We start from the raw sequence: 25006 nt of genomic DNA, 5'->3' as shown, positions 1-25006 counted from the left end.
GCACGGGCGCTCGTTCCGCTACAATGCGCGCCGATTTCGACTTGCCTGAGAGCCCGCTCATGTCCGCCTGCCAGACGCCCATCATCGTCGCCCTGGATTTTCCCACCCGTGACGCCGCCCTGAAGCTGGCCGACCAGTTGGACCCCAAGCTTTGCCGGGTCAAAGTCGGCAAGGAACTGTTCACCAGTTGCGCTTCGGAAATTGTCGGGACCCTGCGCGACAAGGGGTTCGAAGTGTTCCTGGACCTGAAGTTCCACGATATTCCCAACACCACCGCCATGGCCGTCAAGGCGGCTGCGGAGATGGGTGTGTGGATGGTCAACGTGCATTGCTCCGGTGGCCTGCGCATGATGGCGGCCTGCCGTGAAGTGCTGGATCAGCGCAGCGGCCCGAAACCGTTGCTGATCGGCGTGACCGTGCTGACCAGCATGGAGCGCGAGGATCTGGCCGGGATCGGCCTGGACGTCGAGCCCCAGGAGCAGGTGCTGCGGTTGGCGGCGCTGGCGGAGAAGGCCGGCCTGGACGGTCTGGTCTGTTCGGCCCTGGAGGCCAGCGCCCTGAAGGCGGCTCACCCGTCGCTGCAACTGGTGACCCCGGGGATTCGTCCGGCGGGCAGTGCCCAGGACGACCAACGTCGCATCCTGACCCCACGCCAGGCGCTGGACGCCGGTGCCGATTACCTGGTGATCGGTCGCCCGATCAGCCAGGCCGCCGACCCGGCCAAGGCGCTGGCGGCGGTCGTGGCCGAACTGGCCTGACCAAACACCGAAGATCCCCAATGTGGGAGCGAGCTTGCTCGCGATAGCGGTATGTCAGTCATATCAATGTTGACTGACACGGCCCCATCGCGAGCAAGCTCGCTCCCACAGTTGTTTTGTGTCAGACCTTCAATACCAACTTCCCGAAGTTCTCCCCACTGAACAATTTGGTCAGTGTCTCGGGGAATGTCTCCAGCCCTTCGACAATGTCTTCCTTGCTCTTGAGCTGCCCCTTGGCCATCCAGCCGGCCATTTCCTGCCCGGCGGCGGCGAACTGCGCGGCGTAGTCCATGACCACGAAGCCCTCCATGCGCGCCCGGTTGACCAGCAGCGACAGGTAGTTGGCGGGGCCTTTCACCGCTTCCTTGTTGTTGTACTGGCTGATGGCGCCGCAAATCACCACGCGGGCCTTGAGGTTCAAGCGGCTGAGCACGGCATCCAGGATGTCGCCGCCGACGTTATCGAAATACACGTCCACGCCCTTGGGGCATTCGCGCTTGAGGCCGGCGTGGACGTCTTCGTTCTTGTAGTCGATGGCGCCGTCGAAACCCAGTTCATCGACCAGGAACTTGCATTTGTCGGCTCCACCGGCGATGCCCACCACGCGACAGCCTTTTATCTTGGCGATCTGCCCGGCGATGCTGCCCACCGCACCGGCGGCCCCTGAGAGCACCACGGTCTCGCCAGCCTTGGGCGCGCCGACGTCCAGCAGGGCGAAATAGGCGGTCATGCCCGTCATGCCCAGGGCGGACAAATAACGTGGCAGCGGAGCCAGTTTCGGATCGACCTTGTAGAAACCTCTTGGCTCGCCGAGGAAATAATCCTGCACCCCCAACGCACCGTTTACGTAGTCCCCGACCGCGAACCCCGGGTTGTTCGAGGCAATTACCTGGCCGACACCCAATGCGCGCATCACCTCGCCGATGCCGACCGGCGGTATATAGGACTTGCCCTCGTTCATCCAGCCGCGCATGGCCGGGTCCAGCGACAGGTATTCGTTTTTCACCAGGATCTGGCCGGCTGCCGGTTCGCCGACCGGTACTTGCTGATAGGTGAAAGTCTCGCGGGTCGCCGCGCCTACCGGGCGTTTGGCGAGCAGGAACTGGCGATTGGTCTGGGCAGTCATGGCGGGCACTCAAGATGAATGAAGCCTTGTTGATAGACCTTCGAAGCATTTGTCGCAAGGTTTGCTGGTACAGCGAATGCAGTTCGATCCAACACAGTGATAGTTCGCCTGGGGGGCTTATCACTGGCGCCCATGAGTGCTCAAACGGCAGTTGGATAGTGCTGCCGCGTCCTCGGGACCTGTGACTAGACTGGCGGCATCTCCCGCATTCTTCGAGGAACAGACAATGAGCATGACGTTTTCCGGACAGGTCGCCGTGGTTACCGGCGCCGCCGCTGGCATCGGCAGGGCCACTGCCTTGGCGTTCGCGGCAGAGGGCCTGAAGGTGGTGGTGGCCGACCTGGACGTGGCGGGCGGCGAGGGCACGGTACAGTCGATTCGTGATTCGGGCGGCGAAGCGGTGTTCGTGCGCTGCAACGTGACGCTGGAAACCGATGTGCAGCAGCTGATGGACGAGGTGATCAAGACCTACGGTCGCCTTGACTACGCCTTCAACAACGCCGGGATCGAGATCGAGAAGGGCAAGCTGGCCGACGGTACCCTTGATGAGTTCGACGCGATCATGGGGGTCAATGTGAAGGGCGTCTGGCTGTGCATGAAGTACCAGTTGCCATTGCTGTTGGCCCAAGGCGGCGGGGCGATCGTCAACACGGCCTCGGTGGCGGGCCTGGGGGCGGCGCCGAAGATGAGCATCTATGCGGCGTCCAAGCATGCAGTGATCGGCCTGACCAAATCGGCCGCCATCGAATACGCCAAGAAGAAGATTCGCGTCAATGCAGTCTGTCCGGCGGTGATCGACACCGACATGTTCCGTCGTGCCTATGAAGCGGACCCGAAAAAAGGCGAGTTCGCCAACGCCATGCACCCGGTGGGACGTATCGGCAAAGTCGAGGAAATCGCCAGCGCCGTGCTGTATTTGTGCAGCGACGGGGCGGCTTTCACCACGGGCCATTCCCTGGCGGTGGACGGCGGCGTCACGGCGTTCTGAGGACGTGTCCCTCAGCTTGTAGGACGAAGCCCGCACTGGTTGCGGGCTTTTTCGTGTAGGGCCGAAAAAACCTCGGAACGGCCCTCAATGTGTTTCAAAGGGTGAGAATCGACGGTTTTGGCGACGTTGTCGTACATCGTCCCATAGCGGCCTGTGCTTAACTGTTTCCGGAAATAAAACAAACGCTTAGGAGCTTGGTTACTCATGGAGTTGAGAATCGACCGACAGGCCCTGGTGCCTGTCGTGCAGCAAATCGTCGACGCGCTGACCGGCTGGATCCGACAGGATGCGGTGCAACCGGGAACTCGGCTGCCATCCGTCCGTCAACTGGCGCGGGAGAACCTGCTCAGCCAGTCCAGCGTCAATGAAGCGTGTGAACGCCTGGTCGCCCAGGGCCTGTTGGCGTCCCGCCATGGTTCCAGCTTTTTTGTCGCACCACCCCCGTCGCCCGGGCCCGAGCCCAACGATCAGAATCGACAGCAGGACACGTTCGCCGACGGGGGCGACAGCTCGCAATGGGAATTGAAGCTGGGGTGTGGCGGGCTGCCCGAGAGCTGGCGCGAAAGCGATGACCTGGGCTATGCGATCCGTCAGGTCACTCGCACCGACATGGCGGGATTGTTCAACTACAGCACATCGTTGGGGCTGCCCGCCCTGCGTGAGCAACTTTCCAGGCGCTTGAAACAATTCAATATCGAGGCCGATAAAGACCTGATCCTGACCACCACCGGAGCGACCCACGGGCTGGACCTGATCGTACGGACGCTGTTGCCGCCGGGTTCCTGCGTGGTCGTGGAGAACCCCGGCTATTCAAGCCTGTTCGACCTGCTCAGGTTGCACGACATCGACATGATCGAATTGCCCAGGACCCCGCGCGGCCCGGACGTCGATGCGCTGCAAGACCTGTTGACGATGCACCGGCCCACTGCGCTGTTCGTCAACAGCGCCTGCCATAACCCGACTGGCAGCAGCCTGGCTCCGGCTGTTGCTCAACGGCTGCTGCAATTGACGAAGGAACACGGCGTACTGGTGATCGAAGACGATGCCTATGGCGATTTCCAGAGCTCGGCACGGACCCGGCTGGCGGCACTGGACCCCGAGGTGGTCTACGTGGGCAGCTTCTCGAAAACCCTGAGCAGTTCGTTGCGCGTCGGTTTCGTGGTGGCAGGGCCCTCCATCATCGCGCGCCTGAGCGAGGTCAAGGGTATTACCAGCATGGGTGGATCGCGGTTCTGTGAGTCGGTCCTTGCCTGCCTTCTGGCCAATGGTGCCTATCGCAAGTTGGTCCAGCGCCAGCGGCAGCGCCTGGGCGCCGATATGGCGGCGCTGTTGCAGGTTCTGGAAGACGCCGATTGGGAGGTCTTCGGCAAACCGGCCGGCGGGCTTTTCATCTGGGCAAGACCGCCATTGTGTGACTACGCTGGAGTACAAGGTCTGGCCAGGCGTTCCGGCGTGCTGCTGTCTTCGCGTAGCGCATTCAGCCCTTCGGGCGCCGACAGCGACTGGCTACGGATCAACGTGGCGTATGCCCGTGACCCCAGGGCGCAGGCGTTCTTCCGGGCCGCGGCTCTGGATCGACCTCTAGTGTCCTGAAAACGACGCGGCTGTAGCTTTTTGCCATTATTCCGACGCCAGCATCTTGTGCTGCAGGGCGTCTCGTTGCGAATCTGCAATCAACACACACTGGCAGAGGACTGAGCGCAATGATTTCGGCCGTGCAAGGACGTTTTGCCAACCTGGGTATGGCAAAGAAACTGGGTATCGGATTTGTCCTGGTGCTGTTGCTGACCGCGGTGGTCGCGGCCATCGGTGTCTGGTCCCTGCAGACCATCAGTTATCGCTTCGATGGCTTGAAACAGATGTCCTCCCTCAACAGCGGGTTGCTCAAGGTTCGGCTGCTGGAGCAGGAATACGCCTCGCGCTCCGATCCCAAGACGGCCGATGCCCTGCGCCAGGGCGTCGATGGACTGCTGGCCCAGGCGAACGAACTCAAGGTGCAGTCGGCTGCCAACGTGCCGGTGATGAACGACGTGGAGCAGGCGCTGGCCGCGTATCGCAAGGCGTTCGACGAATTTGTCGGGTTGAGCCAGAGCAAGGACCTGGCGCTGGAAATGGCCAGTTGGTCGGTGTCCAGCGTCGCCAATAACCTGGATGTGTTGCAGGCCGGGCTGGCGGATGACGGCGCCTATACCTTGAAAGATTCCGAGGGCAAGGAGGGGGCCGAGTTCATCGAGCAGGCCAACCAGGTCAGCGAAGTATCACGCTTGATGTTGCAGGCCATGAACGAAGCGCGGGTCCGCCTGGACCAGAGCCGCAAAGGCAATGTCGAGGGCGCCGCAGAAGGCAGCATCGAACAGGCCGAGCAGGCGATGAAACAGGCCGAAGTGCTCAAGACCACCGTCAAGGACCCCGGTTACCAGACCGTGCTGAATGAAGTGGCCGGGCATATCGCCGGGTTCAATGAACAATTGGCCGAATACACCGGCCTGCTGGCGAAGGAAAAAGTCGTCTACCAGCAACTGCACGAGCGGGCCGATCAAGTGGTGGCGCGGGTTGACCAGGCCTTCAGTGCCGAAGACCATGCCATGCAGACCGAACTGAAGAAGAATTCACTGCTGATCATCGGTTCGTCGGCCCTGGCGTTGCTGGTGGGATTGATCGCTGCGTGGGTCATAACCCGGCTGATCGTGACGCCGCTGCGCAGTGTCATTCGCGTGGCCCAGCAGATTGCGGCGGGTGACTTGAGCGCCACGGTCGAAGTGACGCGCCGGGACGAAATTGGTCAGTTGATGCAGGCGATGCAACAGATGGGCGCGGGGCTGAGCAGTATCGTCAGCGGCCTGCAGGCCGGTATCGAGCAGTTGGCCAATTCGGCCCAGTCGCTGTCGGCCGTGACTGAACAGACCAACCTGGAAGTCAGCAGCCAGAAAGAGGAAACCGAGCAGGTCGCCACGGCGATGAACCAGATGACGGCGACTGTGCATGATGTGGCACGCAACGCGGAAGAAGCCGCACAAGCGGCCCAGACTGCCGACGACAAGGTCGAAAGCGGCCAGCAAGTGGTGCGTCAGAGCATGGTGCGCATCGAGCAGTTGGCCGATTCGGCCACGTCGGCCAGCTCCAGCATCGAAAGCCTCAGCGCCGAGATCCAGAACATCGGCACGGTGCTGAGTGTGATCAAGAGCGTGGCCGAGCAAACTAACCTGTTGGCGCTCAATGCCGCTATCGAGGCGGCCCGGGCCGGGGAGCAGGGCCGGGGCTTTGCGGTCGTGGCCGATGAGGTGCGGGCGTTGGCCAGGCGCACGCAACAGTCCACCGAGGAGATCGAGCGACTGGTGAGCGCCTTGCGTTCAGCGGCCCAGGCTTCCGTGCAGCAGATCCAGAGCAGCGGCGAGTTGGTGAAGATGGCGGTCAGCGATGCACTGCAGACCGAAAGCGCCTTGGGCAGTATTGCGGCGGCGGTATCACTGATCCAGCAGATGAACCAACAGATCGCGGCGGCGGCCGAGCAGCAGAGTTCGGTGGCCGAGGAGATCAATCGCAGTGTCACCAGCATTCGCGCCAGTGCCGATCAATCCTCCCTGGCGATGCGCGGCAATGCCGCTTCCAGCATCGAGCTGGCGCAGTTGGGGGTTGAGCTGAAAGGGATGGTGGGGCATTTCAAGTTGTGACAAAGACGACGCAACCCCTTGTGGCGAGGGGATAAATCCCCTCGCCACAAATGATTCGTATCCGACAATGAATCCTCAGTCGTAAACCTTCTTCTTCTTCCACTCGTCGTTGACTTCGGCGTCCTTCAGCCCTTCGGTCAACTGGTTGACCTCGCCTTCGACCGGCTGGGTGCTGGCCAGGACCTGGGCATTGGCGCGGGCCAGGAGTTTCTCCAGGTAGGCCAGTTGTTCGGCGTAGACCTGGGGTTCCTGTTGCTTGCGCAGGTACTGCACGCCGCGCTCGAAGGCCAGGCGGGCCTGCCCGGGTTGTTCTTGCTGCAGGGCTTGCTGGCCGAGGTTGTTGAAGAACTCGATGTGCAGCAGCACCAGGATGTGCCGCACTTCGCGAATCCAGCGCTTGGCTTCGTTAGGCGGCAGGAAACCGTCCTGGGCGGCGCGGGTGATCTGGCCGTGCAAGGCCTCGAGCAGAAACCGTACGTCCTTGGCCTTGGCTTCGGTCTGGATCGGTGCCGGTGGATTGTTCACCGGGATCGATTCACCCTGGGCGGCCAGTGCGCTCAACTCGTCCAGGCGTGCCTTGACCGCGGAATTGGTCTTGTCCAGGTTCAGCAAGCGCTGACAGACGTTCATCTCAAGGCGCGTCATCAACAACTTCAGGGCCGGGGTCATCAATTGCCCGGGGAAGGTTTCGGTGAGCTCGCCACAGCGACGCATGCGGTCGTTGAGTTCTACCTTGGTGCGGGCCTTTTCCAGCTTGTTGTTTTCCACCACGTGGTTCATGTAGCCAATGGCGATCAACAGGGCGATCCCGGCTACGACGAGCAGGGTGATCATGAGTGGTGTCACCGGTAAGACCTCTTTATTGTGGTACGCATGTCATGAGTGTAGTGGCTTGGCTTTTAAGCGCATAGGCCCGAGCGACGCGATTAGACGGGCGTCGTGCTGTTTATGGGAAGCATAACCGGGTGGGTGCACATTGCCATCATTTGCCGGGCGCGACTATAGCGTCTCGGCGGGTGACAGAATATAGGCGTCAGAGACCGGGCGGGCAAAATGTCCGGATCGCCTCCAAACCGGGCGAAGTCATTGATTTAAATAAATTTATATCTGGGGGTTGACGACCCTTCAATCCATCCATAGAATGCGCGCCACTTACAGCGTAAAGCACTCAGCCAAACGCTATAAGTAGTGAATGTTGTACGTGTGTCCCCTTCGTCTAGTGGCCTAGGACACCGCCCTTTCACGGCGGTAACAGGGGTTCGAGTCCCCTAGGGGACGCCAATGCGGGAATAGCTCAGTTGGTAGAGCACGACCTTGCCAAGGTCGGGGTCGCGAGTTCGAGTCTCGTTTCCCGCTCCAATTTTAAACAGCGTTGCTTTCGGGCAGGGCTGAGTGAAACCAGAACCAAGTCTTCGGAGGCGGGTCTGGGCACTGGAACACACACCATGTGTTCCGGGCAGCGTGTCCCCTTCGTCTAGTGGCCTAGGACACCGCCCTTTCACGGCGGTAACAGGGGTTCGAGTCCCCTAGGGGACGCCATTTGCGGGAATAGCTCAGTTGGTAGAGCACGACCTTGCCAAGGTCGGGGTCGCGAGTTCGAGTCTCGTTTCCCGCTCCAAATTCAAAAAAACGCCGCTCATTTGAGCGGCGTTTTTTTATGCGCGTAAAAAAGCCATTTCAATGCCCAAGGTTATGTATCCGGCGCTCAAGGGTCTTTAACCATCGATTTGCGTTGTCTGCGGGGGCTGGCGACGATTTTCCTTAATATTGAAGGGGAGGTGAGAATACTTCCTGCAAAATTTAAGGGAAAACGCTTAGGAAGATTAATAGTTCATTCCTAAAGAAATGCACTTCTCCTAACCTTCCAGTACCCATTCTGGAGATGCATTTATGCTGATTTTCGTTAAATCGATGGTCATTGGGCTGTGCATTGCAGCCCCTGTAGGACCCATTGGGCTGTTGTGCATACAGCGAAGTCTGATGCTTGGGTGGAGAGCCGGTTTCGCGACGGGATTGGGCGCGGCCACAGCCGATTCGATCTATGGATTCATCGGTGCCCTGGGTGTCACGGCCATCATTGCGACGCTCATCAGCTTCAAACCCTGGTTGTGTATCTTTGGAGGGCTGTTCCTCGCCTACATTGGCTATCAGACAATACGATCGAAGGGCGGCTCGACGGCCATGGCGGGCGAGCGGGCCAATATGTTCAAAGCCTACTCGACCACGCTGTTCCTGACGCTGTCCAACCCCATGACCATCTTGTCGTTTATCGCGATATTTGCCGCATTGAGTGACGGCATGGCCAGTGACCAAGGCGGCCAGCACGCCTTGCTGCCGATGGTGACCGGTATCTTCCTGGGCTCGGCTGCCTGGTGGCTGGGGTTGAGTGGGTTCTCCTCCATTTTCAAGGCGCGGATTGCCGAATCAAAGCTCAGGCTGATCAACTACTTTTCAGGGGCAACCATCACCATCCTGGGAGCCTACCAGGTCGCCACTGGCGTCATGCTCGCCACGGGAACCTGACCTGGAGCTTATGCCTCGCTGAGCGAGGCATAAGCCTGGTATCTCCCCTGCGTTGCATGGGGACGTTTTATTGCAGTCTGAACTCGACGTACGCCCTGAAACGGCCTATCGCCTGGGTGATTTGCGAGGCGGTTGCATTGCTGAACGACAGCCTGACCTGGGTGGTGGCCTCATTCATCAGCGAAAACAAGGTGGTGGGAAATACAATCACCTTGAACAGCCTGGCGCACTCGCGCATTTCAGAATATCCAAAGACGAAAGGCAGCTGCACATTGATGAAGAAGCCGCCTGCCGGATGATTCCAGCTGACCGCTCTTTGAGCGCCGATCCTGAATGGAAATTCGCGCTCAAGGCATTCAAGCATGTGATTTCTTTTCTTTGTATAAGACAGCACCCTGGGTTGGTTCAGTCCTTTCAACGAGTAGTTGTGCTCGATCAGCAGGCCTGCGACAACCGCTTGGCACAAGGCAGGGGTGTTCACCGTGATCAGGCTTTTGGCTTTGCACAATCGGCTGCTGAAGGACATGACCCCAGTGCCCTCTGGGGCGACCACATAGCCCATGCGCAAGCCCGGGAAAATCGATTTGGCAAACGAGCCCAGCAAGAACACTCGGCGGCTATCGATGGACTTCATGGACGCAATGGCATCGCCTTCGTACCTGAAGTAGCGGTAGGCAGTGTCTTCGAGGATGAAAAAGTTCTTTTCATCGGCCAGGGAGAGCATGGCTCTTCTGTTGTCATGGGAAAGGCTGTCGGCGGTAGGATTGCTGAAATCAGGAATCGCATAAAGCGCCTTGATTCTTTCACCTCTGGATTCCAGCGCTTCAATGAGCCTGCGCAGGGCGATCGGATCAAGAAAGGTCGTCATGGGGACGGGGACTATTTTTATACCCAGCAGTTTTGCGATACCCGTGATGCCGGAAAACACCGGGTCAGGTACCAATAAAACCCCACTGCCTTCAAAAATGGACAGGAGCGTCAAGGTGCAGGCTTCTTGAAAGCCCATGCACACCACAATGCTTTCAGGGTCGGAAACGTTGATCGCTTCATCCACCTGCAAATGGCTGGCGATTATTTCATTGATGATTCCAGAGGTTTTTCCATACTGGCAGAGCAGCGTCGCAAGTGACTGTTCGGTGCCGGCAACGTGATCTTTGTATTGGGCCAGGCCCCTGTCGATGAGCGAAGGGTCGCACTGCTCATCATCGGGTCGACCGGAGGCCAGTGAAATGGCCTCCGGGTTCTCTTGGGCAATGGAGTTCAGTAGGTGGATGACGTTCAGGATGGGGTCGTCGAATATCGTGCTTTCGAATGCGCTGGACACTTTCGCTTCTCCATAAAAAGCAACGAGCCATTGAAGGCCCGTTGCTCATGATCAACACCCGCTACGCAGGATCGAGTGAGCGTTCTTGATCGACCTGCCTCTCCATGGCTTCGAATGCCTGCAGCAGGTCGTCCTTGAGGTCATCCAGGTCCTCCAGGCCAAAGCACAATCGAACCAGGCCTTTTTCGATGCCCATGTCCGCTTTTTCCTGATCTGTCATCGAGGCATGGCTGCCACTGAAGGGCTGGGCAACCATTGATGTCACGCAGGCCATTCCAGTGCCCGTGCCAAACCATTTGAGCGTGCTGGTGAACGTTTTGTAGAAGGGAACCAGGTCGGGCCGAATATCAACAAACACAATGCCGCCGTAACCGGTCAGTTGTTTGCCATCGACGCGTGGATAATAGACATGCTCAATAAAAGGCAGCTCGCGCAGATAGTTGAGCATGCTTGCTGTCGTCTGGCTGTGCTTTTCCATGCGCAGGTTGAACGTCTGCATGCTTCTGCGAAGCAGCCATGCGCTATTGGGCGTTAATATCGTGCCTGAATAAAAGCGACCCTCAAGCAGGCGGTTGTAAATCATTTCGCTGTTGACCAGAACCAGGCCACCCATGACATCGCTATGCCCGGAGAAGTATTTGGTTGCGCTGTACAGTGAAATGTCGGCGCCAAAATTCAACGGCTTCTGAAATATCGGCGTGGCCCAGGTGTTGTCAACCACCACCAGTGCTTGCGGGTTGTTTTGCTTGACGGCCCGGCTGACCGCATGAATATCGATGTCTTTCAGGAACGGGTTGGTCGGTGTTTCGAAAATGACCATGTCGACGTTCGCCGGCAGGGCATTCAACCCATCTTGTGTGGTGAGATCCAGAATCGTCAGGTGTGCGCCGATACGTGCCGCATAGCGCTGGAACAATTTATAAGAGCAGCCATAGATGTATTTGTTGATGACCAGCGAAGCACCCGGTTTCAACAGTTCCAACACCATGTAGATGGCGCTCATCCCGGTGCTGTAGGCCAGGGCATATTCGCTGCCCTCCAGGGACGCGACAACCTGTTCCAATTCGGTCACATTGGGATTGGCCTTCCTTGAGTAGAAGAAGGCCGAATCGGCGCTGAAGGCGCTGCACTGATAAATAGGCGTGACCGAAGGACGCGCGTCCCGGTCATCGACCTTGATATGAAGTATTTCAGTGGACACTTTCATGCTTGGCTGACCAGTTTGATGACCTGTTCATACATATTCTGCTTGCCCTCGTAACCAATGGTCGGGGTAATGTCGTTTTGCGAAATACCAATCTCTTCAATCGACTCCGTGGGGAAGTGAGCCCTGTCGAATACTTCATGAAGGTTCGAGTTCACTCCGTTGGGGAGCCAGACCTCAGGACCGGTTTCATCGATGCGTGCCTTGGCAATAATGAATCGATAGCTTTCATGCGGCCGCAGCGTCAGTGATTTCCAATCGCTGTTGTGCCCGTCCGTATAGTTGCGCCGCAGGTAGACGGTCTGTTCGAAATCTTCGGTATTGAGCACTTGGGCGTGCAGCGACACGATATCCCCATGCCACTCGAACTTGCGTTTCTCGTAAGCGCTCAGCGCGTCCTCTCGCAGCTCGACTGGAGCGTTCGCCTGGTGTTCGCCCAGTAATTTGAAATGCGCATCGTGCCCGCATTGAGAGCAGCAACCCTTGCTGTCCAGCCCGATGATTTCAGCGTTCAAGCCGTAGCGGGTGACGAGCAGGGCGTTACAGTTGTTGCAACTGGTGTTGGTTCCCTCGACATCATTCACGTTGCCCAGGTAGACATGCTCAACGCCCATGCTGCGAGCTACGTCCCGAGCCTTCAGCAGCCGGTCCACAGGGGTGCGGATGCTGTTGCTCATTTTGTAATCGGGGTGGAACCTGACGAAGTGCAGCGGCACATTCGGGCCCAGCTCATCCAATACCCACTGGCTGATTTTCCGGGCCGTTTCCTCGTCGTCGCTGATGTCGGTCACCATCAAGGTGCTGACCTCGACATATTTGCCGGCGTCATAGACCTTCTTGATGCCCGCGAGGACCGGTTCTACCCAGCCGGTCGTGACCTTGCGGTAGTATTCCGGGGAAATGGATTTCAGCGAAATCGAGAAAATATCGATGACCGGCAGTAATTCGTCGATGGCTTCTTCACTGATAAAGAACGCCGATTTATACAGGTTGATCAGGCCCGCTTCCTTGGCCAGCTTTGCCGTGTCGAGGATGAATTCATGCCAGACAACGGGATCGTTATACGTCCAGGAAATGACGCGTATTCCGTGCTTGAGTGCGGTTTCCACAACTTGTTCAGGGGTGTAGTAGTAAACGTCTTTGTCGGTGACGTACTTGGCTTGCGAGGTCTTCCAGTTGTGGCAATAACCGCAGTTGAGCATGCAGCCGATATTGCCCAGGGACAGGATCCGCTCTCCAGGCGCAAAGTGGAAAACGGCTTCGGTCTCAATCGTTTCTTCCGTGCTGTGAACGCCTTTGCCGTAGTTCAATGTAACGAGTCGGCCGCCACGGTTTCCGCGCACTTTGCAAAAACCTACCTTGCCCTCCTGTATGACACAGTTTCGCGGGGAAAGATGACACTTGACGACGCCCCCTGGGAGTATTTCTTCCAGTTTTGCCGGGCTGCTTTCCAAGGTCCAGTTTTTATTTTTTGTAGTGTCCATCTTTCTCACTCCTCATCACGGAAGTTGCTGTCAATATCATCGGTTGAAAAAGTCGAGGCGAAACAATCCCGTCGCCATGAATGGCAATCATCTTTATGGGTATTAGTAGGCGGATGAAGCGCGAATCAATCCATGGTTCTTGAGTGAAAAGCGCTTGGCATTCATGTTCATGAAGGGTTGGATAAGCGGGCCGATCACTAACAGGAATGCAATCGTTCCCACGCCGAATGGGCCGCCTAAAAGCCAGCCGCTCGAAAATATGCCGATTTCAATGATCATTTTGGCTTTGGTGAATGACCAGCCCCACTTGGAAACCATGGTCAGTACCACGAGGTCCATGATTCTGATTCCAATACCGCTCATGATGATCAACGCGGAGGAATAGGCACATAACATCAGCCCCGTCGCCAATAACGTGTACTCATTCATTCTCGCGATCAAATACTCTCCGAGCCCCAGCCATGACCAGAGATCAATCAACAGACCGGTCAGTGTTGTTGTAATAAAGGGGCTTATCGGCGGGTATTTTTTGTTCCAGAGCATCCACCATGTCAGGAAGAAGAGGGACACGATAGCCGAACAGATGCCCATGCCCAGCATAAATATTTTATCGATCGAGATGATCAAGACGTCTAGTGGGTCGGTGCCCAGTTGACTGATGATGAAACACTTGGCACCCAGCGAAAAGAGACCGACACCCATCAAGTACATCAGGATCTGGTCCTTCTTGAATCGTCGCAGATTTAGCACTTGCGTGCCAATGTGCTGGGTGAAAGAGTATGACTTTTTTTCACACTTTATCTTTTCATCTTCCATGCGAACACCATCCCTGGAGAGAATATTTTATTATGAGTGCGTCACGCTAAAGAGCAGGGCTATTGATTGCCCTCAGGCTTTCAGGCTGGAAATAGACTAGCGCTCTGCTTTATTTTGGTGCATGCTTTTTTTAATGAAAAACGCGGGCTTTTCATTAAAATTTATACTTTTAACCGGGGAAAACGCACATGGATCGTATAGACGTCAAAATCCTGGGTAAGGTACAGGACTGTGGTCGCATTTCCATCACAGAGCTTTCCAAGCACGCAGGTCTTTCTATTCCTGCCACCAATGACAGGTTGCGTAAACTTGAAGACTCAGGGGTGATCAAGGGCTATTGCGCTCAGTTAGATCCAACCAAACTGGGGTACGGCATATCAGCTGTCGTCGGCATCACCACTCTCAAGCCGGCGAAGTCCAAATTAATAGCAACGCTCACCGACATACCCGAAGTCGTAGAGTGCCTGCACATCACCGGAAACGACTCCTATCTGATCCGGATCTACGCCAGATCCATGGCTGAGATCGAGGACATCATTGCGAAAATCAACGCGTACGGAGAGACGCGTACCAGCATTGTCCTGTCCATTCCTATCGAGAGAAGAAAGCTCGCCCCATGAGCCTGGGTGCTGCGCACGGACTACGTACTTTGCTGAACAAACATGGCTCACCCCTCAAGGCTGTGCACCAGGTTTTCAATCGCTTCCAGAGCCGCCTCATCCGGAGGTGGCGGTGCAGGGTTTGCGCTGCGCATCTGGTACGCAAGACGGTACTCACTGGGGGTGCAACTGGCGTATTGCTTGAAGGCGCGGGCGAAGTAGGACGGGTCCTTGAAACCTGCCTCGTAGCCGATGCTGGTGATGGGCATCTGGCTGTTATCGAGCAGTTCCTTGGCAAAGCTCATGCGTTTGTTCAGCACGTAGTCGGTGAAGCCGAGCCCGTTGGCCTCCTTGAACACCCGGCTGAAGCGAAATGTGGTCATGCCGCAGCGCTTGGCCAGATCGCGCTGATCGATGCTTTCGCGAAAATGCTGGTCGATGTACAGCATGATGTGGCTGAGGGCCTGGTGTTTCTGGTGCCCGGAGGTCAGGCGGATACTGTCCGGCAGGGTCGGGGAGTGGTCGATCTGCGAGGTCTTGCCCCGGCCACTGGTATTGCGACGCAGTTCGCACAGTTGCACCACGGCCGTCAGGTAGCGCTTTCTCTCGGCGGTAGACAAGGGCACCACCATGTATTCCCAGACGCTGGAGCGCATGGCCCACACCGCCAGTTCTTCGGAGTGCTGCACGGTGAACATGGTGATGGGGGTGGCAGGAACGGTCCGCTTGATCTCCAACAGGCGCCGCAGGCCCGGCGTGTCCGGGCGATCGAAGTGGATGCAGATCATGTCGACCTGTTCCCCGCCGGGCAGCATGGCGTTCTTTGCCAGCGTGCAGTCGCAGGTGTCCTGGAACTGGGAGACGAGTTCCTTGGTGGACCGATCGTGAGTCAGATCGAACCATAACAGCTTTGGTTTTTCAGTCAGACTTGGCGCCATAGGACGACTACCCAGAGGTTCTTTCTGCCCTTTAGCTAGCAGTATTGTCACAGTGCTATCACTTCGCCGAATAATTTTTTATAAAAAACCGATCTTTTAGCGCCGTCCCCGCCATGCGCCGCTTGCAAGCGCCCGCTTGTGCTGCCGCACGGGATGGATTTCCCCGATTCGGGTCATTTTCCATTCCCGCAAAAAAATCCTAGCGATGTGCAAAATCCTCCTAACGGCTATGACCACCTGCTGACTAGGGTTGCATCAGGCAGTTCGCAATGTACTGCCTCTTTGAAAAACAACCCCGATGAGGTGTGCGAAATGACTCTTCAAACTATCAAGGCTTCGGTACTGAAGTTCGCCAAAGATGAAGACGGCCTGACCATTGTGGAATACGCCGTGGCCGGTGGGTTGATCACGGTGGCTGTGGCGGCGATGTTCGTCTTGCTGGGCAGCGCCGTGAACACCCGGATTACCGCACTCTGCGCCGCGGTCAAGGGCTCTGCCTGCTGACAACCGCTCCCTTTCGGGAATGGGATGAAGCCCATCGAGGCGCCGGTTTCAGCATTGTCTGATAAAGCTTCGAAGTATTTTCTCAATGGGCTTCGCGTTGTTCTTTATCAACCGGTTTTTATGACCGTTGAAGTGAGGTAAATAACATGAAAGTTCAAAAACTCAGAACTTCGATAGTTAAGTTTATCGACGATGAAGATGGCCTGACCATTGTGGAATATGCCGTGGCCGGTGGGCTGATTACGGTGGCGGTTGCCGCGATGTTCGTTCTGCTGGGCGGTGCGGTGAATGATCGGATCACTGCGCTCTGCGCCGCGGTAAAAGGCTCTGCCTGCTAACTCCAACCGCACGATGGAGACGCATCATGTCCATGGAATTGCTGATGTCGACGGTATTGCTGCTAGGACTACTGGGTGTGGCGGTGGTGAGCGATCTGCTTCGCCACCGCATCCCCAACACGCTGGTGCTGTTGGGCCTGGCCTTGGGATTGGCCAGCCAGATTTATACAGACGGGATTGGCGGGCTCGGCGACAGCCTGTTGGGCATGCTGATCTGTTTCGCGCTGTTCCTGCCCATGTACGCCGTCGGTGGCATGGCTGCCGGTGACGTCAAGCTGATGACCATGGTCGGCAGCTTCCTGCCCTTTCATTACGCACTGTGGGCGGCGCTGTTCAGCCTGATCGCCGGCGGTGTGTGCGGTTTCCTGATCGTCCTGGCTCGCGGCCAACTGCTCCAGACCCTGCAGCGCTACTGGTTGAGCGTCCGTGCGCAGGCGTATCTGGCGCCTGGGTCGGATGAAGTGGCCAGCAAACCTTTTCCTTACTCGATTGCGATCCTGATCGGCACTTTGAACAGCGTTTACTGGCAGCTGGTTGCCGGTGGCTGGGGAGTCTAGTCATGCATGTCATTAACGATAGCGATGCCTACCCCAGCGAACGGGAAGCAGTACAGCGGCTGGCGCCGCAACCGAGCTCGATTCGCGATACAGGGCTGACCGACAGTTTTCTCGGCGAGCTGGTGTGCAAGCATCTGCACGATGCCGGTGTGCTGGACATGTCCCGGCTGGTGGAGCGCCTGGCGCTAACCGGCGCGGTGCTGGAAGAAGTCCTGGCGTTCCTGCGCAAGGACGGTCGCGTCGAAGTGCTGGGCCAGTTGGGGCAATCGGGCGGACAGACGCTGCGTTATGGCCTGACCGAGCGCGGCCGCAGTTCGGCGCGTGACGCCCTGGCCCGTAGCGGCTACATCGGCGCGGCCCCGTTCCCGGTGAGTACCTATCGCTCGCTGATCAAGATCCAGACCATTCACCATGGCCGCATCACCGCCAAGGACATGAACCACGCCCTGGCAGGCATGGTGTTGAGCCAAGGCATGCTCGACCAGTTGGGTGTCGCCCTGAATTCCGGGCGGGCGATCATGATCTACGGCCCGGCGGGCACGGGCAAAACCTATGTCAGCAGCCGATTGATCCGGCTGTTTGCCGAGGCGATCTGGGTGCCCCATGCCATCGTCATCAATGAGTCGGTGATCGAGATCTACGATCCGCAGGTGCACCAGCGCCTGGATGACAACGGCCAATCGAACAACCTGATGCTCAACGAAGGCATCGACCGCCGGCTGCTGTGCTGCAAACGCCCGATCGTCATCACCGGTGGCGAGCTGAGCATGGAACAGCTGGACGTGCGCTACGACCCGTTCACCCGGCAATACCAGGCGGCGTTGCAGCTCAAGGCCAGCAACGGCCTGTTCATCATCGATGACATGGGCCGCCAACGCATGGCCCCGGCCGAATTGCTCAATCGCTGGATCGTGCCCATGGAGGAGAAGCGCGACTTCATCAACCTGGGCGGTGGCCGGCATTGCGAATTACCGTTCGACCTGGTGCTGGTGTTTTCCACCAACCTCAATCCCCTCGAATTGGCCGACGAGGCCTTCCTGCGGCGCATTGGCTACAAGGTGCAGTTCGGCTACCTCAAGCCCGAGGAATACGAACAAATCTGGCGCCAGGAGTGCGAACGCCTGGGCATCCCCTATGACCCGCTGTTGGTGCGCTATGTCCTGCAGCGGTTGTATGCAGCCGAAGGCATGCCGCTGGTGCCTTGCCATCCCCGTGACCTGTTGAACATGGCGCTCGACCGTCAGCGTTACCTGGGCGGTTCCGGCCCCCTGTCGCCGCAAGAGCTGGAATGGGCCTGGCACAACTACTTCGTTCAGCTCGACTTCCTTTGATCTGGAGATACCGACATGAGCTCTCGTACGCTTCCGCTGATAGGCATTTCCCTGGTAATGGGCCTTGGTGCCGCATGGATGGCTGACTCCTGGCTGAGCGCGCGACTCAACGCGACCCCCGACGATCATTTGCGAAGCGTGGTGGTCGCTACGGTGGAAATCCCCTTTGGGCAAATGGTCGAGGCCCAGCAAGTCACGACCGTGCGCATGCCCATGGACACGATCCCGGACGACGCCTTCGATTCCAGTGAGCAGGCCGTGGGCAAGATCGCCACCTTCGACATCCTGCGCGGCGACATCGTGCGGGGTGCGCGTCTGAGCGAGCACTTGGGCGGCAGCACCCTGGCTTCGCTGATCGCACCGGACAAGCGGGCCATATCGGTGCGTGTGGATGATGTGGTCGGCGTGGGTGGCTTCCTCCTGCCGGGCAACCGGGTCGACGTGTTGGCGACCAAGACCACCAACGCCGGTAGCAACAGCGCGACGTCCCGGACCCTCCTGGAAAACCTGCGGGTGCTGGCGGTAGACCAGACCGCCGGCACGGACAAGACCCAACCGGTAGTGGTGCGGGCCGTGACGCTGGAAATGTCGGCCACCGAAGCGGAATTGCTGGTCACCGCGCAGACCGAAGGCAAGCTGCAATTGGCCTTGCGCAATCCGTTGAACCTGGAGAAAAAAGCCGTGGCCGTTGCGCCGCCAGCCCCTGCGCCGGTCATGGCGATGGCGGCGCCCCCAGTACCAAAACCTGTGGTGCAGCGCAGTGCCAAGCCGCAAGGCGGGGCGATCACGTTGATCCGCGGGGTTGAAAGCAGCGTGATCAATGTCCGCTGAGTGACGCCTCCATGCCAGGCCGTTAAAGGCCGTGGCGATGCCGATCCTCAAACGTTGTAATGAGGGCTCGATGATGAATGCCAATATCCGGCGCCAGGGAGGGGCGGTAAGTGTACTGATGGTGATCGCGCTAGTGTCGATCTCCATGATGGCGGCGTTGGCCCTGGATGGTGGGCACATGCTGTTGAACAAGACGCGCCTGCAAAATGCTGTGGATGCTGCGGCTCTGGGCGGCGCCAAGACCCTGAGCCAGGTGAGTGGCGGCATCAACATGGCCAGCACCACCCGTGCGGCGGCCCTGGACACGCTCAACAGAAATGCCAACGCCGCCGGCAATACCGAGCTGGCAACCGCCGTCGCCGGCAATCCGGGTGCTTTTGCGGTAGTGGAATTGTCCAGCAGTGTCTATGGCCCGTTCTCTTACCCAGGCCCCACGGACGCCAAGTACGTGCGAGTGTCGGTTGCCAACTATCAACTCAACGGTTTTTTCTGGAGTTTCGTCCAGTCGATGGGCAGCGGCGGCCTGGGTGGCAAAGCCGTGGCAGCGATCGCTACCGCCGGGCCCAGCCCCACTTCTCCTTGTGACCTGGCGCCGTTGATGGTCTGTGGCGATCCCACTCAATACAACCCGGCCGCCGGCAACTTCTGGGGGTATCAATTTGGCGACCTGGAAGTCCTGAAAACGGCGGCGGGGAACACCTCGCCTATCGGCCCTGGCAACTTCCAATTGCTGGATTTCGGCTCAGGTGGCAGTGCAGTCCGGGAAGATCTGGCCGGTGGTGGCTCGGTTTGCCGCAGTGTCGGTGACAACGTCCAGACCGCGCCAGGTAATAAAGCCGGCCCAACCTCCCAAGGTTTGAACACGCGCTTCGGTATCTACAACGGCCCGGTCAGTTCTTCGGACTACCCGCCAGACCTGGTCACGGCCTCAGGCACCCCGGCGATCACCTACAACGATTCGCTCTCCCAGGCGCAATACAAAGGCAAGCCCATCACCTCGAGCAACGGCGATCTCTCGGCGGGTGGCGAGGCGGTACAGGACTATAACGACTGGCGGGCCAAGGTCGCCGCCTGTGTGGCGGGGGGCGCCAGCGGTTGTGAAAGCAACGGGGTTTTCGAGCGCCGGATGCTGAAGATCGTGATTGGCGATTGCGCCGGGAAACTGAGTGGCTCGACGTCGATTCCGGTCTTGGGGTTCGGCTGCTATTTCGTCCTGCAGCCGGTGAGCGGCGGTGGTTCGGAGTCGATCATCTTTGGCCAGTTCGTCCAGGAATGCGAGGGCGACAACGTACCCGGCCCGACGCCGTCCAGCGATTCCGGCCCGCAAATCATCCAGCTCTACAAAACCTATCTCAACGGCAGCGGCACGCCGAGCACCGACTCGTAGGAGGCGTCATGGGACTTTCTCATTTCAAACCAGCGCAAGCCCAGCAAGGCGTGGCGCTGGTTGAGTTCACCCTGGTGCTGCCGTTGCTGCTGTTGTTGCTGCTGGCCTTCGGCGAGTTCGGTCGCATGCTCTACCAGTACAACGTGCTGTTGCAGGCCAGCCGCGATGCCGACCGCTTCGTCGCCAGCCAGGCGTGGAACTCCACCCTCGGCGCCGTCGCCTTGGGCGGCACGCTCCTGACCCAGACGAAAAACGTCGCGGTGTATGGCGTGCCCAGCGCTACCGGAACCGCCGTGGTGTCCGGGTTGACCACGGCTAACGTGCAGGTCGCCGCCGTGGGCATCGATCATGTGCGCGTCACCATCACCTACACCTTCTGCCCGGTGATTGGTGCGGGCAGCTGCAATGGGTCGATCCCCGGTTTTTTTGGCAACGCCATTCCGCTGGGCATCCAGTTGGTGGCGACCACCGTCATGAGGGCGCTCTGATGAACAATAAGCACATGCGCGGCACGTACGTCGTGGAGTTCGCCTTCGTTGGCCTGCTGGTGTTCACCCTGCTGTTCGGGGTGCTGGAAATGGGCCGGTTGTATTTCACCGTCAATGCCCTGGATGAAGCCGCACGGCGCGGTGCGCGTCTGGCGGCGGTCTGCAACATCAGCGACCCGGTGGTGTTGCGCCGGGCCATCTTCAATGCCGCAACGGACGCCGGGACCAGTCAACTGATCGGCAGCCTGGCGACCACGAACCTGGCGCTGGCCTACCTGGACGTCAATGGCGCCGTGGTAGCGAACCCCGGTGACACGTCCAGCGCCACAGGGTTTCGTGCCATCCGCTACGTCCAGTTGAGCGTACAGAACTTTGTTTTCAACCTGTTCATTCCCGGCTTAGGCGTGCCCATCACCTTGCCCACGTTCAGGGCAACCTTGCCACGCGAAAGCCTTGGGCGTCATTCCGATTCCGGGGAGATCACACCATGCTGAACACCAGGGAAACTCCGCTTTCGACCTCGACTGGCAGAGCCGGGCTGCGGATACTGATCAGCAGCCGCGATGCCACGTCCTTGCGCGACTTGCAATGTGTCTGCCAGCGTATGCCTGGCCTCGAGGTGAGCACGCGCCTGGTCAGCAACGGGCATGTCGACCCGCTCTACGGCCTGGACCGCATGCCCGATCTGCTGCTGCTACGCGTCAGCCATCTGTGGCGCGAAGAACTGTCGGCGTTGCTGCAACGTCCGGCCCATGAACGTCCGCCGATGCTGGTGTGTGGCCCTTTGGGTGAGCAGGAGGGCATGCGCCTGGCAATGCAGGCTGGTGCCCGGGACGTGCTGCCCGAACCCATTGCCGATACCGAATTGGTGGCGGCGTTGAATCGTCTGGTTGCGGATGTGCGCCTGGGCAGTGGCAACGAGGGCAAGCTGGTCGCCGTGATCAGCGCCAAGGGCGGCTCCGGCGGGACCTTGGTGGCGTGCAACCTGGCCCAGCAGCTCAGCGCCCGGGCAGGCAATACCTTGCTGCTGGACATGGACCTGCAATTTGGCAGCGTGACCCATTACCTGGATGTGGCGCAGTCCCACAGCCATCTGGAAGTGCTGCAGCAGATCGATGACATGGACAGCGTCGCGCTGCGGGGTTTTTGCAGCCACTTCAGCCCGACCCTGCACGTACTGGGTGGCCGGGCTGGTGAATTGTGCCTGCCCCAGGACGCTCAACCGGAACAGCTCGACGCCCTGTTGCAACTGGCCCGCGCCAGTTATGACTGGGTGGTGGTGGACCTGCCGCGGCAGATCGATCACCTCACCGGTTCGGTGCTGGAACAGGTGGACCGGGTGTACGTGGTGGTGCAACAGAGCGTCAGCCACCTGCGCGACGCCAGTGCCCTGGTGCGCATCCTTCGCGAAGACCTGGGCGTGCGCGGGGATCAGTTGCAGATCGTGATCAACCGCTATGACAAAAACGCCGCCGTCAGCCTCAAGGACATCGGCGAGGCCCTGCGTTGCACGAACCTGTCGAAATTGCCCAATGACTTCAACCTGGTCAGCCAGAGTCAGAACACTGGCGTGCCGTTGGGGCTGCATGCGCCGAAGGCGGCAATCACCGCCGCCCTGCGCGATTTGACCGAAGACCTGGTCGGTCACCAGATGGCCACAGACAAGGGCCTGCTTAAACGTGCCTTCAACCGTTTTTTCGGGGGATGACCCATGATCAGCGACTTTCGTAACCGCTTGCGCAAACAGCCCGTCAAACCTGGCGCTTCAGCCGACGCCCAGCCCGGCGACGGCCAGCCGGACCCGACAGCCGCGTTGATGGCCTGGGAGCAGGCCATCCCTGACGTGCTGTACGAAACCCGCAGCCAGGTCACGCCGGTGGAGGCCGAGTGGCGGGAAAAGATCTACCAGCAATTGCTCAAGGTCATGGACCTGTCGTTGCTCGATGCCCTGGAGCAAGTCGAGGCCGCGCGGCAGATACGCGATATCTGCCAGCGTCTGCTCGAGGAACATTCGGCACCGGTGAGTACCGTCAGCCGTCAGCTGATCATCAAGCAGATCACCGACGAAGTGCTCGGCCTCGGGCCGCTGGAACCGCTGTTGGCCGACCATAGCGTGTCCGACATCCTGGTCAACGGGTTTGCCTCGGTCTATGTCGAGCGCTTCGGCAAGCTGCAGCGCACCGACGTGCGTTTTCGCGATGACCAGCATTTGCTGAACATCATCGACCGCATCGTTTCCAGCTTGGGGCGACGTATCGACGAGTCCTCGCCCTTGGTGGACGCCCGGCTCAAGGACGGTTCGCGGGTCAACGCGATCATTCCACCGCTGGCCATCGACGGTCCGAGCATGTCGATCCGGCGCTTCGCCGTGGACCTGCTCAACACCGACAGCCTGATCCAGGTCGGCACCATGACCCCGGCCATTGCCTTGCTGCTCAAGGCCATCGTTCGCGGGCGCCTGAACGTGCTGATCTCCGGCGGGACCGGCAGCGGCAAGACCACCATGCTCAACGTGCTGTCCAGTTTCATTCCCCACAACGAACGCATCGTCACCATCGAGGATTCGGCCGAGTTGCAACTGCAGCAACCCCACGTGGTACGCCTGGAAACCCGCCCTTCGAACATCGAGGGACGCGGCGAGGTGAGCCAGCGGGAGTTGGTGCGCAACAGCCTGCGGATGCGTCCGGACCGCATTGTCATTGGCGAGGTGCGCGGCGCCGAGGCGCTGGACATGCTCACGGCGATGAACACCGGCCACGACGGCTCCCTGACCACCATTCACGCCAACACCGCACGGGATGCGTTGGGGCGAATCGAGAACATGGTGTCGATGACAGGGGCGACGTTTCCGATCAAGGCCATGCGTCAACAAATTGCCTCGGCCATCGGTGTAGTGATCCAACTGGAGCGTCAAGAAGACGGCAAGCGACGCGTGGTGAGCATGCAAGAGATCAACGGGATGGAAGGGGAGATCATCACCATGACCGAGATTTTCTCCTTCGTGCGCCAGGGCATCGGCGAGCACGGCGAGGTGCTCGGGGAATATCGGCCCAGTGGCATGATCCCGGCCTTCCGCGATGTGCTCGCCAAGCGCGGCATCGAATTGCCGCTGGCCCTGTTTCGCCCTGAGTGGATGGAGGGCCGCACGTCATGAACAATATCCCCAGTGAATTCATCCTGATTTTCCTTGGCATGGTGTTCATCGCCGTGTTCCTGCTGTCCCAGGGCGTGGTAGTGCCGGTGTTCGGCGAGGCCGGGAAAATGCGCAAGCGCATTCGCGGGCGCCTGCATGTGCTGGAGAAGGCCAACCACTTGCCCAACATGCAGACCGTGTTGCGGCAGAAATACCTGACGCGCCTGTCCCCCTTGGAAGCCCGCCTGGAACAGCTGCCGTTCATGGCCAACCTGACCCAACTGATCGAGCAGGCCGGGCATGAGTACCGGGCTTATCGGGTGATGCTGCTCGGTCTGATCCTGGGGGTGGCGGCCGGTGCCTTGGTACTGATGCTCTCGCAGGTCTGGTGGCTGGCGCTGCTGGCGGCATTTGCGCTGACCTGGCTGCCGGTGCTGAAAATCCTGCGTGACCGCAACAAGCGTTTCGCCGCGTTCGAGGAAGGTTTGCCAGATGCACTGGACGCCATGTGCCGGGCCTTGCGCGCCGGGCATCCGTTCAACGAAACCCTGCGTCTGGTCGCCGAGGAGCACAAGGGGCCGGTCGCCCAGGAGTTCGGCATGACGTTTTCCGACATCAACTATGGCAACGATGTGCGCCGGGCCATGCTCGGCCTGCTGGAGCGCATGCCGAGCATGACGGTGATGATGCTGGTGACCTCGATCCTCATCCACCGCGAGACCGGCGGCAACCTGACCGAAGTGCTGGAGCGCCTGAGTCGCTTGATTCGCGGGCGTTTCCGTTTCCAGCGCAAGATCAGGACGCTGTCGGCGGAAGGGCGCATGTCGGCCTGGGTGCTGGTGGCGATCCCGTTCGTGCTGGCGATCGCCATCGTGCTCACCAGCCCCAGCTACATGCCGGTACTGATCAATGACCCCATAGGGCACAAGCTGATCATCGGCGCGTTCTGCGCCATGTTGATCGGGATTTTCTGGATAAAAAAGATCATCCGGATCCAGGTATAAGC

General features: G+C 59.1%; 24 protein-coding genes and 4 tRNA genes. 21 read left to right on the top strand and 7 right to left on the bottom strand.

Annotated elements, in window-relative coordinates:
* The first annotated feature begins 59 nt into the window (after positions 1 to 59).
* Entirely contained in the window at positions 60 to 758 is a 699-nt protein-coding gene (pyrF, locus tag KI235_RS21945) for an orotidine-5'-phosphate decarboxylase (RefSeq protein WP_003204369.1), read from the top strand.
* A gap of 121 nt (positions 759 to 879) precedes the next feature.
* Here pyrF and KI235_RS21940 read toward each other — a convergent pair whose 3' ends face one another.
* The gene (locus tag KI235_RS21940) at positions 880 to 1884 is read right to left on the bottom strand and encodes an NADP-dependent oxidoreductase (RefSeq protein WP_003204366.1); all 1005 of its coding nucleotides are present in this window, start codon (positions 1882 to 1884) and stop codon (positions 880 to 882) included.
* 226 nt (positions 1885 to 2110) lie between these two features.
* Between KI235_RS21940 and KI235_RS21935 the strand changes: the two genes are divergently transcribed.
* The 3 genes from KI235_RS21935 (at position 2111) to KI235_RS21925 (ending at position 6543) form a co-directional block, all read left to right on the top strand.
* Positions 2111 to 2872 (top strand): SDR family oxidoreductase, encoded by a 762-nt coding sequence (locus KI235_RS21935; protein ID WP_003204364.1) that lies wholly within the window; start codon positions 2111 to 2113, stop codon positions 2870 to 2872.
* 204 nt (positions 2873 to 3076) lie between these two features.
* The gene (locus tag KI235_RS21930; RefSeq protein ID WP_212795298.1) at positions 3077 to 4465 is read left to right on the top strand and encodes a PLP-dependent aminotransferase family protein; all 1389 of its coding nucleotides are present in this window, start codon (positions 3077 to 3079) and stop codon (positions 4463 to 4465) included.
* A gap of 110 nt (positions 4466 to 4575) precedes the next feature.
* Positions 4576 to 6543, top strand: coding sequence for a methyl-accepting chemotaxis protein (locus KI235_RS21925; protein WP_003204359.1), 1968 nt, complete (start codon positions 4576 to 4578; stop codon positions 6541 to 6543).
* 75 nt (positions 6544 to 6618) lie between these two features.
* On the opposite strand, the gene KI235_RS21920 is transcribed toward KI235_RS21925, so the two are convergent.
* On the bottom strand, positions 6619 to 7377 hold the full coding sequence (locus tag KI235_RS21920; protein ID WP_003204357.1) for a hypothetical protein: 759 nt from the start codon (positions 7375 to 7377) through the stop codon (positions 6619 to 6621).
* A 371-nt stretch (positions 7378 to 7748) separates the two neighbouring features.
* On the opposite strand from KI235_RS21920, the gene KI235_RS21915 reads away from it, so the two are divergent.
* The 5 genes from KI235_RS21915 (at position 7749) to KI235_RS21895 (ending at position 9066) form a co-directional block, all read left to right on the top strand.
* Positions 7749 to 7824, top strand: a tRNA-Glu gene (locus tag KI235_RS21915).
* Positions 7825 to 7826: 2 nt separating this feature from the next.
* A tRNA-Gly gene (locus tag KI235_RS21910) sits at positions 7827 to 7902 on the top strand.
* 104 nt (positions 7903 to 8006) lie between these two features.
* Positions 8007 to 8082: transfer RNA gene (locus tag KI235_RS21905), tRNA-Glu, on the top strand.
* A 3-nt stretch (positions 8083 to 8085) separates the two neighbouring features.
* Positions 8086 to 8161, top strand: a tRNA-Gly gene (locus KI235_RS21900).
* Positions 8162 to 8433: 272 nt separating this feature from the next.
* A complete protein-coding gene (locus KI235_RS21895) occupies positions 8434 to 9066 on the top strand; it encodes a LysE family transporter (RefSeq protein WP_003204356.1) in 633 nt (210 codons plus the stop codon).
* 67 nt (positions 9067 to 9133) lie between these two features.
* On the opposite strand, the gene KI235_RS21890 is transcribed toward KI235_RS21895, so the two are convergent.
* The 4 genes from KI235_RS21890 to KI235_RS21875 form a co-directional block, all read right to left on the bottom strand.
* Positions 9134 to 10390 (bottom strand): PLP-dependent aminotransferase family protein, encoded by a 1257-nt coding sequence (locus tag KI235_RS21890; protein WP_003204353.1) that lies wholly within the window; start codon positions 10388 to 10390, stop codon positions 9134 to 9136.
* 61 nt (positions 10391 to 10451) lie between these two features.
* Positions 10452 to 11597 carry a PLP-dependent aspartate aminotransferase family protein gene (locus KI235_RS21885; RefSeq protein ID WP_003204351.1) on the bottom strand — a complete coding sequence of 382 codons (1146 nt, stop codon included), beginning with the start codon at positions 11595 to 11597 and terminating at the stop codon, positions 10452 to 10454.
* Positions 11594 to 13078, bottom strand: a complete 1485-nt coding sequence (amrS, locus tag KI235_RS21880) for an AmmeMemoRadiSam system radical SAM enzyme (RefSeq protein ID WP_027911508.1) — start codon at positions 13076 to 13078, stop codon at positions 11594 to 11596. The genes KI235_RS21885 and amrS overlap by 4 nt, the downstream gene beginning before the upstream one ends.
* Before the next feature lie 102 nt (positions 13079 to 13180).
* Positions 13181 to 13894 carry a hypothetical protein gene (locus KI235_RS21875; protein ID WP_003204348.1) on the bottom strand — a complete coding sequence of 238 codons (714 nt, stop codon included), beginning with the start codon at positions 13892 to 13894 and terminating at the stop codon, positions 13181 to 13183.
* A 188-nt stretch (positions 13895 to 14082) separates the two neighbouring features.
* On the opposite strand from KI235_RS21875, the gene KI235_RS21870 reads away from it, so the two are divergent.
* Positions 14083 to 14514, top strand: a complete 432-nt coding sequence (locus KI235_RS21870) for an Lrp/AsnC family transcriptional regulator (protein ID WP_003204346.1) — start codon at positions 14083 to 14085, stop codon at positions 14512 to 14514.
* A 47-nt stretch (positions 14515 to 14561) separates the two neighbouring features.
* Here the strand turns inward: KI235_RS21870 and KI235_RS21865 are convergent, their stop codons facing one another.
* Complete coding sequence (locus KI235_RS21865) at positions 14562 to 15431, bottom strand: DNA-binding response regulator (protein ID WP_028237399.1); 870 nt, start codon at positions 15429 to 15431, stop codon at positions 14562 to 14564.
* 312 nt (positions 15432 to 15743) lie between these two features.
* Here KI235_RS21865 and KI235_RS21860 point away from each other — a divergent pair, with 312 nt between their 5' ends.
* From KI235_RS21860 to KI235_RS21810, 11 genes are all read left to right on the top strand, one after another.
* Positions 15744 to 15935 (top strand): Flp family type IVb pilin, encoded by a 192-nt coding sequence (locus KI235_RS21860; RefSeq protein ID WP_003204342.1) that lies wholly within the window; start codon positions 15744 to 15746, stop codon positions 15933 to 15935.
* Positions 15936 to 16081: 146 nt separating this feature from the next.
* On the top strand, positions 16082 to 16273 hold the full coding sequence (locus tag KI235_RS21855) for a Flp family type IVb pilin (protein ID WP_039013679.1): 192 nt from the start codon (positions 16082 to 16084) through the stop codon (positions 16271 to 16273).
* 26 nt (positions 16274 to 16299) lie between these two features.
* A complete protein-coding gene (locus KI235_RS21850; RefSeq protein ID WP_039013677.1) occupies positions 16300 to 16830 on the top strand; it encodes a prepilin peptidase in 531 nt (176 codons plus the stop codon).
* Between the two features lie 2 nt (positions 16831 to 16832).
* A complete protein-coding gene (locus KI235_RS21845; RefSeq protein WP_039013675.1) occupies positions 16833 to 18161 on the top strand; it encodes an ATPase AAA in 1329 nt (442 codons plus the stop codon).
* 15 nt (positions 18162 to 18176) lie between these two features.
* Positions 18177 to 18992: a Flp pilus assembly protein CpaB gene (cpaB, locus tag KI235_RS21840; protein ID WP_039013673.1), complete on the top strand. Its 816-nt coding sequence runs from the start codon at positions 18177 to 18179 to the stop codon at positions 18990 to 18992.
* 70 nt (positions 18993 to 19062) lie between these two features.
* On the top strand, positions 19063 to 20379 hold the full coding sequence (locus tag KI235_RS21835; protein WP_043043038.1) for a TadE/TadG family type IV pilus assembly protein: 1317 nt from the start codon (positions 19063 to 19065) through the stop codon (positions 20377 to 20379).
* Positions 20380 to 20387: 8 nt separating this feature from the next.
* The gene (locus KI235_RS21830) at positions 20388 to 20867 is read left to right on the top strand and encodes a TadE/TadG family type IV pilus assembly protein (protein WP_003204330.1); all 480 of its coding nucleotides are present in this window, start codon (positions 20388 to 20390) and stop codon (positions 20865 to 20867) included.
* On the top strand, positions 20867 to 21361 hold the full coding sequence (locus KI235_RS21825; protein ID WP_039013669.1) for a TadE family protein: 495 nt from the start codon (positions 20867 to 20869) through the stop codon (positions 21359 to 21361). Before KI235_RS21830 ends, KI235_RS21825 begins: the two co-directional genes overlap by 1 nt.
* Positions 21355 to 22575: an AAA family ATPase gene (locus KI235_RS21820; protein ID WP_039013667.1), complete on the top strand. Its 1221-nt coding sequence runs from the start codon at positions 21355 to 21357 to the stop codon at positions 22573 to 22575. The genes KI235_RS21825 and KI235_RS21820 overlap by 7 nt, the downstream gene beginning before the upstream one ends.
* A gap of 3 nt (positions 22576 to 22578) precedes the next feature.
* Entirely contained in the window at positions 22579 to 24021 is a 1443-nt protein-coding gene (locus KI235_RS21815; protein ID WP_039013665.1) for a CpaF family protein, read from the top strand.
* Positions 24018 to 25004 carry a type II secretion system F family protein gene (locus KI235_RS21810; RefSeq protein WP_039013663.1) on the top strand — a complete coding sequence of 329 codons (987 nt, stop codon included), beginning with the start codon at positions 24018 to 24020 and terminating at the stop codon, positions 25002 to 25004. Before KI235_RS21815 ends, KI235_RS21810 begins: the two co-directional genes overlap by 4 nt.
* Positions 25005 to 25006 lie beyond the last annotated feature (2 nt).

Source organism: Pseudomonas sp. St386, assembly GCF_018325865.1.
In the GTDB taxonomy this organism is placed as follows: Bacteria; Pseudomonadota; Gammaproteobacteria; order Pseudomonadales; family Pseudomonadaceae; genus Aquipseudomonas; species Aquipseudomonas brassicacearum.
The sequence above is the reverse complement of the archived record's forward strand: the minus strand, read 5'-3'. Positions and strand labels throughout refer to the sequence as shown.